Origin of the sequence: Paracoccus sp. (in: a-proteobacteria) (genome assembly GCF_046462195.1) — a bacterium.
Classification (GTDB): domain Bacteria; phylum Pseudomonadota; class Alphaproteobacteria; order Rhodobacterales; family Rhodobacteraceae; genus Paracoccus.
Window position 1 is genome coordinate 1 of the sequence record NZ_JBKGUN010000074.1, and the last position, 16327, is coordinate 16327.

13 protein-coding genes and 1 pseudogene are annotated in these 16327 nt (G+C 62.7%); 7 read left to right on the top strand and 7 right to left on the bottom strand.

What is annotated here, in order from left to right; all coding sequences use genetic code 11:
- The 7 genes from ACLHHB_RS04735 to ACLHHB_RS04765 all read left to right on the top strand — a co-directional run.
- Window positions 1-776: enoyl-CoA hydratase (locus ACLHHB_RS04735; RefSeq protein WP_410217135.1), on the top strand; the 776-nt coding region annotated here is incomplete at its 5' end.
- Between the two features lie 166 nt (window positions 777-942).
- On the top strand, window positions 943-1212 hold the full coding sequence (rpsT, locus tag ACLHHB_RS04740; protein ID WP_410217136.1) for a 30S ribosomal protein S20: 270 nt from the start codon (window positions 943-945) through the stop codon (window positions 1210-1212).
- A gap of 549 nt (window positions 1213-1761) precedes the next feature.
- Entirely contained in the window at window positions 1762-3129 is a 1368-nt protein-coding gene (gene dnaA, locus ACLHHB_RS04745) for a chromosomal replication initiator protein DnaA (protein WP_410217137.1), read from the top strand.
- A gap of 87 nt (window positions 3130-3216) precedes the next feature.
- A complete protein-coding gene (dnaN, locus tag ACLHHB_RS04750; protein ID WP_410217138.1) occupies window positions 3217-4335 on the top strand; it encodes a DNA polymerase III subunit beta in 1119 nt (372 codons plus the stop codon).
- A complete protein-coding gene (gene recF / locus ACLHHB_RS04755) occupies window positions 4332-5408 on the top strand; it encodes a DNA replication/repair protein RecF (protein WP_410217139.1) in 1077 nt (358 codons plus the stop codon). Before dnaN ends, recF begins: the two co-directional genes overlap by 4 nt.
- Before the next feature lie 151 nt (window positions 5409-5559).
- Window positions 5560-7995, top strand: a complete 2436-nt coding sequence (gyrB, locus tag ACLHHB_RS04760) for a DNA topoisomerase (ATP-hydrolyzing) subunit B (protein WP_410217140.1) — start codon at window positions 5560-5562, stop codon at window positions 7993-7995.
- Window positions 7996-8169: 174 nt separating this feature from the next.
- Window positions 8170-8955, top strand: coding sequence for an outer membrane protein (locus tag ACLHHB_RS04765; protein ID WP_410217141.1), 786 nt, complete (start codon window positions 8170-8172; stop codon window positions 8953-8955).
- 48 nt (window positions 8956-9003) lie between these two features.
- Here ACLHHB_RS04765 and pdeM read toward each other — a convergent pair whose 3' ends face one another.
- The 7 genes and pseudogenes from pdeM to ACLHHB_RS04800 form a co-directional block, all read right to left on the bottom strand.
- Window positions 9004-9684, bottom strand: coding sequence for a ligase-associated DNA damage response endonuclease PdeM (pdeM, locus tag ACLHHB_RS04770; RefSeq protein ID WP_410217142.1), 681 nt, complete (start codon window positions 9682-9684; stop codon window positions 9004-9006).
- Window positions 9681-12056: a ligase-associated DNA damage response DEXH box helicase gene (locus ACLHHB_RS04775; protein WP_410217143.1), complete on the bottom strand. Its 2376-nt coding sequence runs from the start codon at window positions 12054-12056 to the stop codon at window positions 9681-9683. Before ACLHHB_RS04775 ends, pdeM begins: the two co-directional genes overlap by 4 nt.
- Window positions 12053-13603, bottom strand: a complete 1551-nt coding sequence (locus ACLHHB_RS04780) for a cisplatin damage response ATP-dependent DNA ligase (RefSeq protein ID WP_410217144.1) — start codon at window positions 13601-13603, stop codon at window positions 12053-12055. Before ACLHHB_RS04780 ends, ACLHHB_RS04775 begins: the two co-directional genes overlap by 4 nt.
- On the bottom strand, window positions 13600-14592 hold the full coding sequence (locus ACLHHB_RS04785) for a ligase-associated DNA damage response exonuclease (RefSeq protein ID WP_410217145.1): 993 nt from the start codon (window positions 14590-14592) through the stop codon (window positions 13600-13602). The genes ACLHHB_RS04780 and ACLHHB_RS04785 overlap by 4 nt, the downstream gene beginning before the upstream one ends.
- Window positions 14593-14700: 108 nt before the next feature.
- Window positions 14701-15591, bottom strand: a complete 891-nt coding sequence (locus ACLHHB_RS04790; protein WP_410217146.1) for a DMT family transporter — start codon at window positions 15589-15591, stop codon at window positions 14701-14703.
- 132 nt (window positions 15592-15723) lie between these two features.
- Window positions 15724-16023 carry an HU family DNA-binding protein gene (locus ACLHHB_RS04795; RefSeq protein ID WP_410217147.1) on the bottom strand — a complete coding sequence of 100 codons (300 nt, stop codon included), beginning with the start codon at window positions 16021-16023 and terminating at the stop codon, window positions 15724-15726.
- A gap of 146 nt (window positions 16024-16169) precedes the next feature.
- Window positions 16170-16327: pseudogene (locus ACLHHB_RS04800) on the bottom strand (AMP nucleosidase); the annotation flags it as partial.

The window sequence follows — 16327 nt, forward strand, 5'->3', positions numbered from 1 at the left end:
TGGCTTACGAAACCATCATCGTGGAGATCGAGGACGAGGTCGCCCTGATCCGGCTGAACCGTCCCGAAGCGCTCAACGCGCTGAACGCCACGCTTCTGGACGAGCTGTCTACCGCCCTGGCCGATGCCGACCGCAACGACAAGGTGCGGTGCATCGTGCTGACCGGCAGCGAAAAGGCCTTTGCCGCCGGTGCCGACATCAAGGAGATGTCCACCAAGTCCTATGTCGAGGTTTACGAGGAGGACCTCTTCGGCGCCCAGATCGAGGCCATCACGCGTGTCCGCAAGCCGATCATTGCGGCCGTCAGCGGCTATGCCCTGGGCGGAGGATGCGAGCTGGCGATGGTTTGCGACTTCATCATCTGCGCCGAAAACGCCAAGTTCGGTCAGCCCGAGATCAACCTGGGCGTCGTTGCGGGCATTGGCGGCACGCAGCGCCTGACCCGCTTCGTCGGAAAATCCAAGGCCATGGACATGAACCTGACCGGCCGCTTCATGGATGCGGCCGAGGCCGAGCGTTCGGGCCTTGTCAGCCGCGTCGTTCCCACGACAAAGTTGATTCCGGAAGCCATGACGGCAGCCCGCAAGATTGCCGAAAAATCCCGCATCACGGCCAAGACCGTCAAGGAGACCGTGAACCGCGCATATGAAACAACGCTACGTGAAGGGCTTCTGTTCGAACGGCGGGCCTTTCATGCCCTTTTCGCGACCGAGGACCAGAAGGAGGGGATGGCCGCCTTTCTGGAAAAGCGCGAAGCCCAGTTCCGCGACCGCTGATGAGGGTGACGGAAAAGGCTTTTCTTTTCCGCGATCCTGTCCTATAGGCCCACGCTTACATGCGCGTGGGCCCGCTTTGGCAAGAATCATGTCCGTTCTGGGATCAGAACGGCGTCATGGGTCTTTTGCGTGAATGAAATGCAACTGACCTGATAGGATTCGACCCATGGCCAATACGCCCCAGTCCAAGAAACGCGCCCGCCAGATCGAGCGTCGCACCGATGTCAACAAGGCTCGCCGCTCGCGTATCCGTACCTATCTGCGCAAGGTCGAAGAGGCGATTGCTTCGGGCAATGCCCAGGCAGCCCAAGAAGCCCTGAAGAACGCCCAGCCCGAACTGATGCGTGGCGTGACCAAGGGTGTGGTGCACAAGAATACTGCATCGCGGAAAGTCTCGCGTCTGGCTGCCCGCGTGCAGGCACTTTCGGCCCAGTAAGGCCGCTTTTCGCAGGGTCCGTTTCCCTGTGAAACATGCAGGAATATTACGATTCCAAGGATCGGGTGCCAGCCTTTGCTGCGCGCCCGATTTTTGTTTCTGCAACTGCAATAACCAGATTTCTGTTGCAAAAACAACGCGGTTTGAAAATACGCAATTGAGTCAATGGGCTCGCAGATTCGATTGGGACAAGCTGCTGTCAAGCGCATAGTTCGATTGCGGATGTCCGCTGCGAGGGTCTAGTTTCATCCTTGCGATTCACGTCGCCTTGGGGGACGGGCCGGACCTCTGTACCGATCTTGCGGTCGGTTCGGAAAAACGGCCGGGCAAGGATGGGACACTGTCTTTCGCCTTCGGATTCTCGGCAGTCGGCTGCCACTGGCTGCTGCGGGGTCTGTGTCTGTGAATGGAAATGGCTGGAGCCACCATGCGACCTCGATTCGGTCGCAGGGCCTTTCTGTTTCTGTTGTCACCCACCCGGGCGATGCGCGTTCTGTCCCGTCGGATTGTCCGGCGGGGATTGGGGACAGGCACGGGAAAACGAGGCTTATGATGGACAGGATCTGGGGTCAGGCATGCGCCGAGCTTGAAAGAAGCGTCGGGCCGAACAACTACAATCACTGGATCAAGCCGCTTCGCCTGACCGGGATCGACGAAGGGGCCGCGCTTTTTGCCAGTCCCACGCGCTTCATCTCGGACTGGGTCAGCCGGCATTTTGCCAATGACATCATGGCGGTGCTGAATCGCGCCGGCGCGCCCGTCGAGCGCCTGCGTTTCGAGATCGGCCATGCGGCCGTTCGTCCCACGGCCCAAGCGACCGCAACGGTTGGTGGCGTTGTCACCGAGGCGCCCACCACCCGTATGGCCCCCCGCGCAGATCTGGGGGCGCCCTTGGACCCGCGTTATGTTTTTGGGAATTTCGTTGTCGGCAAACCGAACGAACTGGCCCATGCCGCCGCGCGCCGTGTGGCCGAGGGCGGTCCTGTCGGCTTCAACCCGTTGTTCCTTTATGGCGGCGTGGGTCTGGGCAAGACGCACCTGATGCACGCGATCGCGCATGATTATCAGGCCCGCCATCCGTCCGCACAGGTCCTGTACCTGTCGGCCGAACAATTCATGTACCGTTTCGTGCAGGCCCTGCGTGAAAGCACGATCATGGACTTCAAGGGGATGTTCCGGAACGTGAACATGCTGATGGTCGATGACGTCCAGTTCATCGCCGGCAAGGATAGTACCCAGGAAGAATTCTTCCACACATTCAACGCGCTGGTCGATCAGGGCAAGCAGATCGTCATTTCCGCCGACCGCGCTCCGGCCGAGATCAAGGGCTTGGAGGAGCGCATCAAGTCGCGCCTGTCCTGCGGTCTGATCGTGGACTTGCACCCGACCACCTACGAACTGCGCCTCGGCATCCTGCAGTCCAAGACCGAGGTCTTCCGCGCCCAGCAGCCCGACCTGGAGATCGGGGCCGGAGTTCTGGAATTCCTGGCCCATCGCATCACCACCAACGTCCGCGTGCTGGAGGGTGCGCTGCAGCGCCTGTTCGCGCATGCCAGCCTGTTGCGCCGCGAGATTACGCTGGAGGTGGCGCAGGAATGTCTGGCCGACATCCTTCGCACCAATGACCGCAAGATCAACATCGACGACATCCAGCGCAAGGTGGCCGAGCACTACAACATCCGTCTGGCCGACATGATGGGCCCCAAGCGCGCCCGCAACGTGGCCCGCCCGCGCCAGATCGCCATGTATCTGTCCAAGCAACTGACCAGCCGCAGCCTCCCCGAGATCGGCCGCCGCTTTGGCGGGCGCGACCACACCACGATCATGCATGGCGTTCGCAAGATCGAGGAACTTCTGGCCGATGACAGCGCCATGGTCGAGGATATCGCCGTGCTCAAGCGCATGCTGGAGGCCTGAACACGAAAATCTTGTGACCGCTGGCGCGGGCGGTTACACATCAGGTCCGACGAACGGGCCGATGGGCCGATGTGACAGGGGAAGCTGATGAAATTCTCGATCGAACGCGCCGTTCTGGTCAAGGCCGTGTCCCAGGCGCAATCCGTGGTCGAGCGCCGAAACACCATCCCGATCCTGGCCAATGTGCTGATCGAGGCGACACCCGATGGGGTCAGCTTCCGTGCCACCGATCTCGATACCGAGGTCGTGGACAGCGCGATGGCCCAGGTGGAACGTCCGGGCGCCACCACCGTCAGCGCCGTCATGCTGAACGAGATCGCGCGCAAGCTGCCCGACGGCTCTCTGGTCCAGTTGGCCAGCGACGACGAATCGGGCCGGCTGTCGGTGCAGGCCGGACGTTCCAGCTTCAACCTGGCCACCCTGCCCCGCAGCGATTTTCCAGTCATGGCCTCCAGCGAATACAGTGCGAACTTCCAAGCCCCCGCCGGGGTGCTGAGACGGCTGTTCGACAAGTCGAAATTCGCGATTTCGACCGAGGAAACGCGCTATTACCTGAACGGTGTCTATATGCATGTCGCCCAGTCCGAGGACGGACCCGTCCTGCGCTGCGTCGCGACGGATGGTCATCGGCTGGCGCGTATCGATGCCCCCTTGCCTGCCGGTGCAGAGGACATGCCGGGTGTGATCGTGCCGCGCAAGACCGTGGGCGAACTGCGCAAGCTGCTCGATGACGACGAAGCCGAGATTGCCGTTTCGGTCAGCGAAACCAAGGTGCGTTTCGCGACGCCAACAATCACGCTGACATCGAAGGTCATCGACGGAACCTTCCCGGACTACAGCCGCGTCATCCCGGTCAACAACACCCGCAAGCTCGAAGTGGACGCCAGCGATTTTGCTCGGGCTGTGGATCGTGTCGCCACCGTCAGCAGCGAGCGATCGCGTGCCGTCAAGCTGGCGCTGGACGCCGATCGTCTGGTCTTGTCCGTCAACGCCCCGGATGCGGGCGCGGCCGAGGAAGAGCTGATCGTGGCCTATGGTGACGAACCATTGGAAATCGGCTTCAACGCCAAGTACCTTCAGGAAATTGCCAGCCAGGTGGATCGCGACAACGCGGTCTTTCTGTTCAACGGCTCGGGCGACGCCGCCTTGATTCGCGAAGGAAGCGACCAAAGCGCGGTTTATGTCGTCATGCCGATGCGCGTGTGACACTGCAACAGCTGCGGCTTGCGCAGTTCCGGTCTTGGCCCGTGCTGGAGCTTGGGCTGGACGCGCGGCCGTTGGCGATCTTTGGGCCGAATGGTTCCGGCAAGACGAACATCCTCGAAGCGGTGTCCATGCTGGCCCCGGGGCGCGGGCTCCGCGCCGCTGCTGCTCCGGAACAGGCGCGGCAAGGCAAGGACGCAGGCTGGCGCATCCGGGCCCGGCTGACCGGCCACGAGGTCGAGACAGCCGCCCTGCCCGCTCTGGCCCGCACCGTCATCATCGACGACAAGCCGGTTCCGCAAACGGCACTGGCTCGATTGGTCCGGGTGATCTGGCTGGTGCCTGCCATGGATCGCCTGTGGTCGGATGCCCCGGAGGTGAGGCGGCGCTTTCTGGATCGCGTGACGCTGAGCCTTATGCCGGACCATGCCGATATGGCGCTTGCTTATGAAAAGGCGATGCGCGAGCGCAACCGCCTTTTGCGTGACCAGGTGGCCGATCCGGGGTGGTATCGCGCCTTGGAGGGGCAGATGGCCGAGGCTGGTGCCGCACTGACCCGCAATCGGCAGGATGCAATGGCCGCCATCATGGCGGCACAGGAGGGCGGTGAGGATTTTCCGTCCGCCCGTTTGACCCTGCTGCCGGGCGAGGGACAGGCCGACGACCCGGATGCTGACAGCATCGCCGCGCGCATGGCCATGATGCGTTCGCGCGATCTGGCTGCGGGGCGTACTTTGACCGGACCCCATCGCGCGGATCTGGGGGCCCTCTGGGGCCCGCATGACATGCCTGCCGCCCAATCCTCGACCGGAGAACAGAAGGCGCTGTTGCTGTCGCTGATGCTGGCCAATGCCCGTGCGCTGTCCGATGAGCCCGTGCTGCTGCTGTTGGACGAGGTGGCGGCCCATCTGGATGCCGACCGTCGTGCGGCGCTGTATGACCGCATCACGGCTCTTCCTGCGCAAAGCCTGTTGACGGGCACGGGGCCGGAACTGTTCGAAGCGTTCGGTTCCCGCGCCCGGCGCTTGGCGGTCACCAGAACCGACAACGGATCCGTGGCAAACGAAGTAGAGTGAACTGTTGTTTCCCTGCCCCTGATCCCGACCTCCCTGCCCTGTCCAGTAGGCTTGGGAAAAACCACTAGAATCGCTGAAAAACATGGTGAAAGCCGTGACTTTGCCGGTCGGAATGCCTATATTCACACAGCACGAACAGGAAGCTTGACGCATGACCGACACCGTATCCCAACCTGCCGAATATGGCGCTGATTCCATCAAGGTTCTCAAGGGGTTGGAGGCGGTGCGCAAACGCCCCGGAATGTATATCGGCGACACCGATGACGGGTCCGGCCTGCATCACATGGTTTACGAGGTCGTGGACAACGGTATCGACGAGGCATTGGCAGGTCATGCCGACTTCGTGCAGGTCAAGATCCACGCGGACAGCAGCGTCAGCGTGCGCGACAACGGGCGCGGCATTCCGGTCGACATGCACCAGTCCGAAGGCGTCAGCGCGGCCGAGGTCATCATGACCCAGTTGCACGCGGGCGGAAAATTCGACCAGAACAGCTACAAGGTATCGGGCGGCCTGCACGGCGTGGGCGTTTCGGTCGTGAATGCGCTGTCGGATTGGCTCGAACTGCGCATCTGGCGCAACGACAAGGAATACTACGTCCGTTTCGAACACGGCGACACGGTCGAGCACCTTCGCGTGGTCGGCGACGCCCCCGGCCAGAAGGGCACCGAGGTGCGCTTCATGGCTTCAACCAAGATCAATCATCCCGAAGGCACGTTCAGCAACCTGGACTACAGCTTCAAGACGCTCGAGAACCGGCTGCGCGAACTGGCCTTCCTGAACAGCGGTGTCCGCATCATCCTTGAAGATGAGCGTCACGCCGAGGTGCAGAAGACCGAGCTGTTCTATGAAGGCGGCGTGCGGGAGTTCGTGAAGTACCTCGACCGATCCAAGACCTCGGTCATGCCGCAGCCGATCTTCATCACCGGGGAAAAGAACGGCATCGGCGTCGAAGTGGCGATGTGGTGGAACGACAGCTATCACGAAACGGTGCTGCCTTTCACCAACAACATCCCGCAGCGCGATGGCGGCACCCATATGGCGGGCTTTCGCGGCGCCCTGACCCGGGTCATCGGAAAATATGCACAGGACAGCGGAATCGCCAAAAAGGAAAAGGTTGAATTCACCGGGGATGACGCACGCGAAGGGCTGACCTGCGTGCTGTCGGTCAAGGTTCCCGATCCCAAATTCTCGAGTCAGACCAAGGACAAGCTGGTCAGCAGCGAGGTTCGCCCGGCAGTCGAGGGGCTGGTCGGTGAAAAGCTGGCCGAATGGTTCGAGGAAAACCCGACAGAAGCCCGCCAGATCGTCGGCAAGATCATCGAAGCGGCGCTGGCACGAGAAGCGGCCCGCCGCGCGCGCGAGCTGACGCGCCGCAAGACCGCGATGGATGTGGCCTCCCTTCCGGGCAAGCTGGCGGACTGTCAGGAAAAGGACCCTGCGCTGTCCGAGCTCTTCATAGTCGAGGGTGACTCGGCCGGCGGCTCGGCCAAGCAAGGTCGGTCGCGGCAGAACCAGGCCGTCCTGCCCCTGCGCGGCAAGATCCTGAATGTGGAACGGGCGCGTTTCGACAGGATGCTGGGCAGCGACCAGATCGGAACGTTGATCACCGCCCTTGGCACGGGGATCGGGCGGGATGAGTTCAGCCTCAAGAAACTGCGCTACCACAAGATCGTCATCATGACGGACGCCGATGTGGACGGTGCACATATCAGGACGCTGCTGCTGACCTTCTTCTTTCGGCAGATGCCGGACCTGATCGAGGCGGGGCATCTTTATATTGCGCAGCCTCCCCTTTACAAGGTGGGCCGCGGTCGGTCCGAGGTTTATCTCAAGAACGAAGCCGCGCTGGAGGAATACCTGATCCAGCAAGGTGTAGAGGGCGCGGCGTTGAGGCTGTCGTCGGGTGAGGAGATCACCGGCAACGATCTGGCACGCGTGGTCGAGGAGGCCCGGACGGCACGCCGTATCCTGCGCGCCTACCCAACCCATTACCCGCCGCATATCACCGAACAGGCCGCCATTGCGGGGGCCCTGGTGTCGGGGCGGATTGATCAGGATGCACAAGGCGTGGCGTCCGACATTGCCACCCGCCTGGATCTTATTGCCGAAGAATACGAGCGCGGCTGGCAGGGGCGTCCCACGCAGGACGCCGGTATCCGTCTTTCTCGTACACTTCGTGGGGTCGAGGAAAACCGGACCTTGGATGGGCAGATGCTGCGCAGCGGCGAAAGCCGCCGTCTGGGCGAGATGACCCAGTCGCTTCAGGACATCTATGGCAGGCCCGCGCGCCTGATCCGCAAGGACCGTGACCAGCCGATCCATGGCCCTCTGGGACTGCTGCAGGCCATCTTCCTCGAAGGCGAGAAAGGACTGTCATTGCAGCGATACAAGGGTCTGGGAGAGATGAACCCCGAACAACTGTGGGAAACCACGTTGGACCCGGTGGCGCGCACCATGTTGCAGGTTCGTATCGAAGATGTGGCCGAAGCCGAGGACCTGTTCACCAAGCTGATGGGTGATGTGGTCGAGCCGCGGCGCGAGTTTATCCAGCAGAACGCACTCAATGTGGAGAACCTGGACACCTGATCTCTGTCACGGCCACTGTTGCACATAGATCACGAAGATCCTGCCAGTTCGAAGATGCAGACAAGGCGCGCTCGTTTCATTTGATTAAACAAATGTAATCTGGCTTACTTGCCGCGAATTCATCAGCAGCTTGGCTACGTCATCTTCTGTGGCCTTCAGATTCAGGAGTGCGCCATGTCCCTCAGATTCGCCCTGTCGTCGGCAGGTGTCACTGCCATCATGATCAGCGGCGCCGGCGCAGCATCGGCCGGTGGCGCCGTCGTGCCGATCATCGAGGCCGCTCCGGCCCCAGTTTCTGCCATTGCCCCTGTCATGCCTTGGCAGGGCGCATATGCAGGGGCCTCCCTTGGCTATTCCTTTGGCAGCAATGACGAGGTCGGTCTGCAAGCCTCCGACGATGACGGACTGCTGGGACGTGCGACGGATATCGTCAACGTCAAGATCGGGGGCGTGACCGGAGCCGTTCATGCCGGATACCGCTGGCAGCGCAACAACTGGGTCTTTGGTCCCAGCCTTTCGATCGAAGGGGGCTCTGTCGATGACAGCGAAAGCGGAAGCTTTTTCCTCGACGGCTTTGACTACGACACCACCGTCTCGAACGAGATCCGCTATCTTGTCAACCTGACCATGAAAACCGGGTATCTGGTCAATCCTGCGACCCTGGTTTATGGCATCGCAGGCATCAGCCGAGGCGAGTTCAACTATTCCTTCGAGACAACCGGCACCGCGCCCGGGTCAGTGGTGACCAGCGCAAGCTCCGAAGATTTCGGTGCAACCGGTTATGTCATAGGTCTTGGTGTCGAACGGGCCATCAATCAGCGGATCTCCGCATTCGGCCAGTACAGCCATCACGAGTATGACTCGACAGACATCAGGACGCCTTTGGCAGTTGGCGAAGGTTCCACCCGTGTCACCCCCAAACACAGCAACATTGCCATCGGCGTGAACTTCAAGTTCTGACCGCGTCGCAAGACCGAAAAAAGGTCAGCTGGGGAAGGCTGGCTTTTCTTATGCGGGAAATCGGGCGGACCGGCGAGATCCCGGGCTCTGGCCTACAGGCACCGGAATGGGACGTGACCCGCAAGCGAGCGCAACCCCCTGAGGGACAAGCGCCTTAAGAACCGGATCGCCGACATCCAATCCTCCGGTGTAAGTTCCAAAAGCCGGCAGGATCAGATGCTGCGGGCCTGTCAGAAAGCAGCGCAAACGACGCCCGGCCAGACGAATGCAGGGATGAAAATGCCCGGAAATATCCGGTCCTTCATCTGCTTCGTGGCGCAACAACAACCCTTCACGCACCTCCTCGGCAGTGTCGCCAGGCAGACGGGGACAAATGGCACCAGGGTCGTGATTGCCCGTCACCCAGATCCAGCGACGCCCCTCCGCCAAGGTGCTGATGCGGGCGCAGATCTTGTCAGGCAGGGCCCGGCCCGCCGCATCGTCGTCAAAACCGTCGCCAAGGCTGACCACAACAGCAGGATCGGTAGCGGCAATCTCGGCTGCCAGCCGGTCCAGCGTCGCTTCGGTTTCGTAAGGGGGCAGTAGGGCGCCCCCGCGCCTGGCCATCCGCTCGGACTTGCCCAGATGCAGATCGGCCACGATCAGCCAGCGTTGCGCAGGCCAGAACAACGCGCCCGAAGCCCGCGCCTCCAGCCGCCGACCGTCAAACTCGAAGGAATAGGCTGTCACGTCAATCCTGCCTCTGCCATCAGGGCCGCCGCTTCCGCCTCGGCCAGACGCTCGATCCCGTGGCCGGCAATGGGAACGCGCCCGTATTCCAGCAGCAATGGCGCTGCCAAGGGCGAGACGCGATCCAGCATCCGGTGCTCCAGTCGGTCCGAGCGGTCCAGCATTTCCTCGATTCGGTCAAAATCCACAAGCCCCCGCCGCGCTTCGTCTGCGGTGATCCGCAACATCAGGTGACCCGGGTCATACCTGCGCAGCGTGTCGTACAGGATGTCGCTGGAAAACGTCGCCTGCCTGCCCGACTTGCGGCTTCCCGGCAGGTTGCGCTGGATCAGCCCCCCGATCGTCGCGACATTGCGGAAACTGCGCTTCATCACCGCATTGCTGCCCAGCCAGTCCCCCAGCCCTTCACGAAGGGCTGTCCGGTCCAGCAAAGGCACAGGGTCGTTGACTGCATCCAGGGACCAGATCAGCAGAGCATAATCCGTCGCGATGAAGCCCAAGGGTCCAAGCCCTGCCACCTCCATCGTGCGCGTCAACAGCAGGCCAAGCGTCTGCATCGCGTTGCGCCCGGCAAAACCGAACAGCGAGAAATGCCAGCGACCATTGCGCGGGAACGTTTCGCAGACCAGCGTTCCCGCAGCAGGCAAGGTGCTGAGGCGCGCCTGCAGGGCCAGCCAGTCGCGCGTATCGGGTGGCAGGGCGCCGTGCCGGGCCGGATCCCCGATCAACGCCTGCACCCGGTGCGAGAGCTGGGTCGACGTCGCCAGTTTCAGCCCGGAATACAGCGCGATCTTGGGTTCCTTGGCGGGCTGTTTCGTGACCTCCACGACCATTTCCCGCAAGGCATCATAGCGTACGGTCTGGCCGCCGATCAGAAAGGTATCGCCCGGCTCGAGCGAGGCGGCAAAACCTTCTTCAACTTCGCCCAGCAAGGCCCCGCCCCGCCCGCGAAAGCGGACCTTCAGCGACTCCGGTTCGACAATGGTGCCAATGTTCATGCGCAGATCTCGTGCGGCGCGGGGATCGCGCAACCGCCACAGACCGTCACGCTGCATCAACCGCTGCCATCGGTCATAGGCGCGAAGGGCATAACCTCCTGTCGCCGCGAAATCCAGGCAGGCATCGAAATCATCCCGCGACAACGTTGCATAGGGACCGGCGTTCCTTACCTCATGATACAGCGCTTCTGCATCGAAAGGTCCGGCACAGGCCGTCAGCAGGATGTGCTGGCAGAGCACGTCCAAAGGTCCGGGACCGCGCGGATCCCCGTCCAGATCCCGTTCGCGCACCGCGTCGAGAGCGGCGATGCATTCGATCACCTCGAAGCGGTTCGCCGCTACGATTCGTGCCTTGCTAGGGGCATTATAGCGGTGGTTCGCCCGCCCGATGCGCTGGACCAGACGCTTGACGTTCTTGGGGGCGCCCACCTGAATGACCAGATCAACCGCCCCCCAGTCGATCCCCAGATCCAGGCTGCCCGTTGCCACCACCGCCCGCAATTCGCCTGCGGCCATTGCCGCCTCGACCCGCTGCCGCGCCTCCCGTGCCAGGCTGCCGTGGTGCAGGCCGATGGGCAGGTTGTCTTCGTTCTCGGCCCAAAGGGCTTGAAAGAACAACTCGGCCTGGGCGCGCGTGTTCATGAAGATGATCGTCGTCGTGGCGCGCGCAATTTCGGCCAGCACGTCGGGAACGGCGTAATGACCGCCCCCGCCCGCCCAGGGAGCAGACCGTCCTGTGGGCAGCATGGCGATGTCGGGATCGGGGCCGGGATCGGCATGGATGATCCGCGCCCCTCCCATGAAGTCGGCCAGCCGGGACGGCTCCTCGACCGTTGCTGAAAGGCCCGTCACGATCAGGTCTGGGGCCAAGGCCCGCAGCCGGGCCAGGCAGAGCATCAGCTGATCGCCGCGCTTGTTTTCCGCCAAGGCATGCAATTCATCCAGGACCACGCGCCGCAGGCTGCCAAAGATCAAGGGTGCCTGTTCATAGGACAGCATCAGCGCCAAGGATTCCGGGGTCGTCAGCAGGATATCGGGCGGATCGACCCGCTGGCGGGCCCGCTGGCTGGCGCGCGTGTCGCCGGTGCGATCCTCGATCCTGACATCCAGTCCCAGTTCCGCCACCGGACGCGCCAGATTGCGCGCGATATCCGCCGTCAGGGCCTTGAGTGGCGAGACATAGAGGGTATGCATCCCCTTGAAGGGCGCCTGCAGGTCGACCAGCGAAGGCAGGAACCCGGCAAGGGTCTTGCCGCCCCCCGTGGGCGCGATCAGCAGACTGTCCTGCCGCGCCTCCAGCAGGGCCAGCTGGTGGGGATGCGGCTGCCAGCCCTGCCGGGCGAACCAATCCTGAAACACGGGCGGCAGGGTCACGGGATCATCGCCTTCAGCGCTTCAAGATGGTCGGCCTCGTTCGCGGGTTTGTCCCACCGGATGCGGCTGATCCGTGGGAAACGCATCGCCACGCCTGACTTGTGGCGAGGTGAGGCGTTCAGCCCCTCGAACGCGACCTCCAGAACCAGTTGGGGGCTGACGGCGCGAACAGGGCCAAAACGCTCGGTCGTGTTGTTTCGCACGAACCGGTCCAGTTCACGCAGTTCTTCATCCGTGAAGCCGAAATAAGCCTTGCCGACAGGTACCAGCTGTCCCTCATCCCAGAGGCCAAAGGTGAAATCGCTGTAAAAGCCCGATCGCTTGCCATGCCCGCGCTGTGCATAAAGCATCACCGCATCCACCACCATCGGATCGCGTTTCCACTTGAACCACGGTCCCCGCGGGCGCCCGCCCACATAAGAACTGTCACGGTGCTTGATCATCACCCCCTCGATGACGATGCTGGGGGGATCGGCGCGCAAGGCCGCCAGATCGTCCCAGGTCCTGAACGGCAACAAGGGAGAAACATCGATCCGGTCGCTGCCGAAATCGGCCGCTTCCAGAATGGCACGACGCTCCTGGTGCGGCAGGTCGCGCAGGTCGCGTCCTTGCCAGATCATGATGTCATAAACACGCATACCGGCCGGGTGGCTGTCCAGCATGGCACGCCCGACAACCTTGCGGCCCAGTCGCTTTTGCAGGTCGCCGAAAGGTGCCACTTCCGGTCCCCGGCGGACCAGCAGTTCCCCGTCAACCGCTCCGTCAAAGTTCAACGACTCCAGCAGGTCGGGAAATGCCGCGCCGACATCTTCGCCCGTGCGGCTGTAAAGCCGCCGTGTGCCGCCATCATTGATCGCCTGCACCCGGATACCGTCCCATTTCCATTCGGCGGTATAATCACCCGGATCGAAAGCCCGCAGCTGATCCAGATCAACCGGCGTGGACAGCATGACGGGGCGAAAGGGCGCACGGGCGGCATGTTCCGGGCGCTCCCCGCCTGCGATCCAGGCAAACAGCGGCAGGTAAGGTGGCGTCAGCCCGTGCCAGATCTCTTCCAGATCCTTGACCTCGGGCGCCCCCATCTCGGCCAGAGCCATGCGGGCCATGCGGGCGGACAGGCCGACGCGCAGATTGCCGGTGGCCAGCTTCAGAAAGGCCAACCGCTGCGACGGACCAAGGCGGTCCAGCATCCCCGCGATGGCCCTGGGCAGGCCAGCCTTGCCGGTGTCCGACAACAGGGCCACGGCTTGGTGCAGGGGCACGTCCTCATCCCGGTCAGTCTCCCACAGCAGCGCAATGGTTTCCGCCAGGTCGCCCACGAAATCATAGGACATGGCAAACAGCTGTTCGTCGACCCGTTCGGCCATCAGCCCGCGCAAGAGGCTTGGCGTCACCGCCCGCAGCTTCAGATCACCGGTCAACGCGGCCAAGGCATAGCCCCGATCGGGATCACCTGTCGCCTCGAAATAATGGCGCAACAGGCGCAGCTTGGCATTGCGGGCGGCGGTAAAGGCCAGACGTTCCAGAAGATGCGCAAAAGCCTTCATTCGGGCTCGTCCTCATAGCCCACCAGCCGCAAGGGGCGCGACGGGATGCCCTCCAGCTCGCACCAGCGCATCAGCCCGTCTTCCGTCCCATGGGTGATCCAGACCTCCTCGGGGGCCAGTTCGCGGATCGTCTGCGTGACCTGCGGCCAATCGACATGGTCGCTGATGACCAGGGGCAACTCGACCGCCCGCTGACGCGCACGCGCGCGAACCGTCATCCATCCCGAGGCAAAGCCGATTACCGGATCCCGAAAGCGCTGGACCCAGGCGCTGGCAAAGGCCGAAGGCGGCGCGATGATCAATTGCGCGTTCACGGTCTTGGCCGTCGCCGGAACGAGGGGTCCCAAATCGATTCCCTGTTCCACGTGAAAATCGCACAATCGCTGCAGCGCCCCATGGATGGCGATGGGTCCGTCAATGCCGGCCAGACGTGCCAAGACAATGACGCGCTGCGCCTTGCCCAGGGCATAAGCGCCGATCAGGTGCTGGCGCTCGGGGAACTCGGCCATGCTGGCGATCAGGCGCGCCATTTCCGACAACGGGTCGGGATGCCGAAAAACGGGTAGGCCAAAGGTCGCCTCGGTCACGAAGATATCACATGGCACAGGTTCGTAGGGTGCACAAACGGGATTGGGGGCGCGACAATAGTCACCCGAAACAACAATCCGGGGGCCATTCCCGGGCTGAACCGCAATCTGTGCCGAACCCAGAATATGGCCTGCCGGATGAAAACTGACGGTGACATCCCCCACGCGGACCTGTCCATCAGCCACTTGCCGGGAGTGGGTGAAATCCTCTCCATAGCGGATGGCCATGATGTCCAGCGTCTGCTGGGTGGCTAGAACGGCGCCATGTCCCGCACGGGCGTGATCCCCGTGGCCATGGGTAATCAACGCACGGGGAACGGGCTGAACCGGATCAATGAAAAAATCACCGGGAGGACAGTAAAGTCCGGCCTTGGTCGGGTGAAGAATCTGATCAGCGCGCATGAATCCAAGATGGCGAACATTTCATGAAAATCAACGTGGCAGTCGCTCCGGGTTACCGCGAAGATTATCAGGAAAACGCCGTGCAGGCCGTTCGGGATCCACGGCCCTTCAAGGGGGCGGGGGACGCCTGACAGGCGGGGCCTTGGACAGCTGGACAGCGAGGATGCCCACCATGATGATGGCGACACCCAGAACGTCACCTGCGCCCAGCGCCTCGCCCAGGAACAACGCCGCTGTTGCCACGCCGAAAAACGGGGTCAGGAAATGGAACGTGGCCGCACGAACGGCACCGATCCGTCCCACCAGCAGGAACCAGACCCAGGTTGCCAGCAGCCCCGGCACAAGGACAGTGTAAAGAAACGCCCAGACCAGACGCGGGGTATAGGCGACCTCCCACGTCTCGAACCAAGGGGCGATCAGGCCCAGCGTCAGGGCGCCGACCAGCATCTGCAACCCGACCACCATCATCACGTTGCCGCCGGAACTGGCGCCCCGAACGGTCAGCGTCGCGACGGCCAGGGCAAGCGCGGCGGCAAAGCACATGGCAATGCCCGTCAGGTCGCTGCCGCCCTGCAAGCGTGCGCCCATGATGATCGCCACCCCTGTCACCCCCAGCAGCAGCCCTGCCACGCCCATGGGACGCAGCCTCTCCCCCATCAGCGTCCATCCGAGGAAGGCCACCATCAGCGGCATCGTGGCCGCAATGATCGAGGCGAGGCCCGCCTCGATCCACTGCATCGCCATCCAGTTCAGCCCCAGGTAGAGCGCATTCTGGCACAAGCCCAGCACGATCACGGCCCGCCACTGCGCCCGCGTCAGCCCCCGCCACGTCTGCCCCATGGCCAGCGCCACGGCGATGCCGACACTGCCCGACAGGGCAAAGCGCAGGGCCAGGGACAGCAGAGGCGGCGCCTCGGTCACGATCATCCGGGTCGAGGTAAAGGCCGAGGCCCACATCACGGCAAAGCCGAGGCCCATCAGGAGTGCGCGAATGTCCATGAAGTGCCTCTTTCATGCAGGTCATGCAGGTCATGCAAAACGGCTAGCAGAGCGGTCTTTCGGCGTGAAGCCCAAAGAAAAAGGGCCGTGCCACCGGCACGACCCTTTGCATCCTTGCGCAGCAGCGCGGAATCAGCTGTTGACGCTGTCCTTCAGCGCCTTCGCGATCGTGACCTTGACCTGCTTGTCGGCAGGTTTGGTCATCATTTCCTGCGTCTGCGGATTGCGGACCTGACGCTCGGGACGGGCACGGCAAGCGATCTTGCCAATCCCCGGCAAGGTCACGGCGCCACCGCCAGCAACCTCGCGCGTGACGATCGCCACGATCGCATCCAGAGCGGCCGAAGCCGATTTCTTGTCCGCACCCATCTCTTCAGCGAGGGTCGCCACCAGCTGGGTCTTGGTCATCGGTTTTGCAGAAGCCGTAGCCATGGTCTGTCTCCTCTTGCCCTGTTCCACCGGGCCCACAAATTGCGCCTTTTGCGGCATATCGCCTGCTACACACGGTTTTTCCGGGCAGATCAAGCCTTTTTCGCCCCAAGCGCGAAAACCCGCGTCCGCTGGCGTGCTGCTGCCACTCAGAGAAATGCCGTCTCGCTGAACGACCGCAGTTTCCGGGAATGGATTCGCTCCAGCGGCATGTCGCGCAGCTTTTCCATGGCGCGGATCCCGATCAGCAGGTGGTTGGCGACCTGGGTGCGATAGAAATTGGTAGCCATGCCCGGCAGCTTCAACT

Excerpts from the sequence above, each read along its gene's own strand:
- rpsT (WP_410217136.1), top strand. The coding sequence starts at position 943 with ATGGCCAATACGCCCCAGTCCAAGAAACGCGCCCGCCAGATCGAGCGT.
- dnaA (WP_410217137.1), top strand. The coding sequence starts at position 1,762 with ATGATGGACAGGATCTGGGGTCAGGCATGCGCCGAGCTTGAAAGAAGC.
- dnaN (WP_410217138.1), top strand. The coding sequence starts at position 3,217 with ATGAAATTCTCGATCGAACGCGCCGTTCTGGTCAAGGCCGTGTCCCAG.
- gyrB (WP_410217140.1), top strand. The coding sequence starts at position 5,560 with ATGACCGACACCGTATCCCAACCTGCCGAATATGGCGCTGATTCCATC.
- ACLHHB_RS04765 (WP_410217141.1), top strand. The coding sequence starts at position 8,170 with ATGTCCCTCAGATTCGCCCTGTCGTCGGCAGGTGTCACTGCCATCATG.
- ACLHHB_RS04780 (WP_410217144.1), bottom strand. The coding sequence starts at position 13,603 with ATGAAGGCTTTTGCGCATCTTCTGGAACGTCTGGCCTTTACCGCCGCC.
- ACLHHB_RS04785 (WP_410217145.1), bottom strand. The coding sequence starts at position 14,592 with ATGCGCGCTGATCAGATTCTTCACCCGACCAAGGCCGGACTTTACTGT.
- ACLHHB_RS04790 (WP_410217146.1), bottom strand. The coding sequence starts at position 15,591 with ATGGACATTCGCGCACTCCTGATGGGCCTCGGCTTTGCCGTGATGTGG.
- ACLHHB_RS04795 (WP_410217147.1), bottom strand. The coding sequence starts at position 16,023 with ATGGCTACGGCTTCTGCAAAACCGATGACCAAGACCCAGCTGGTGGCG.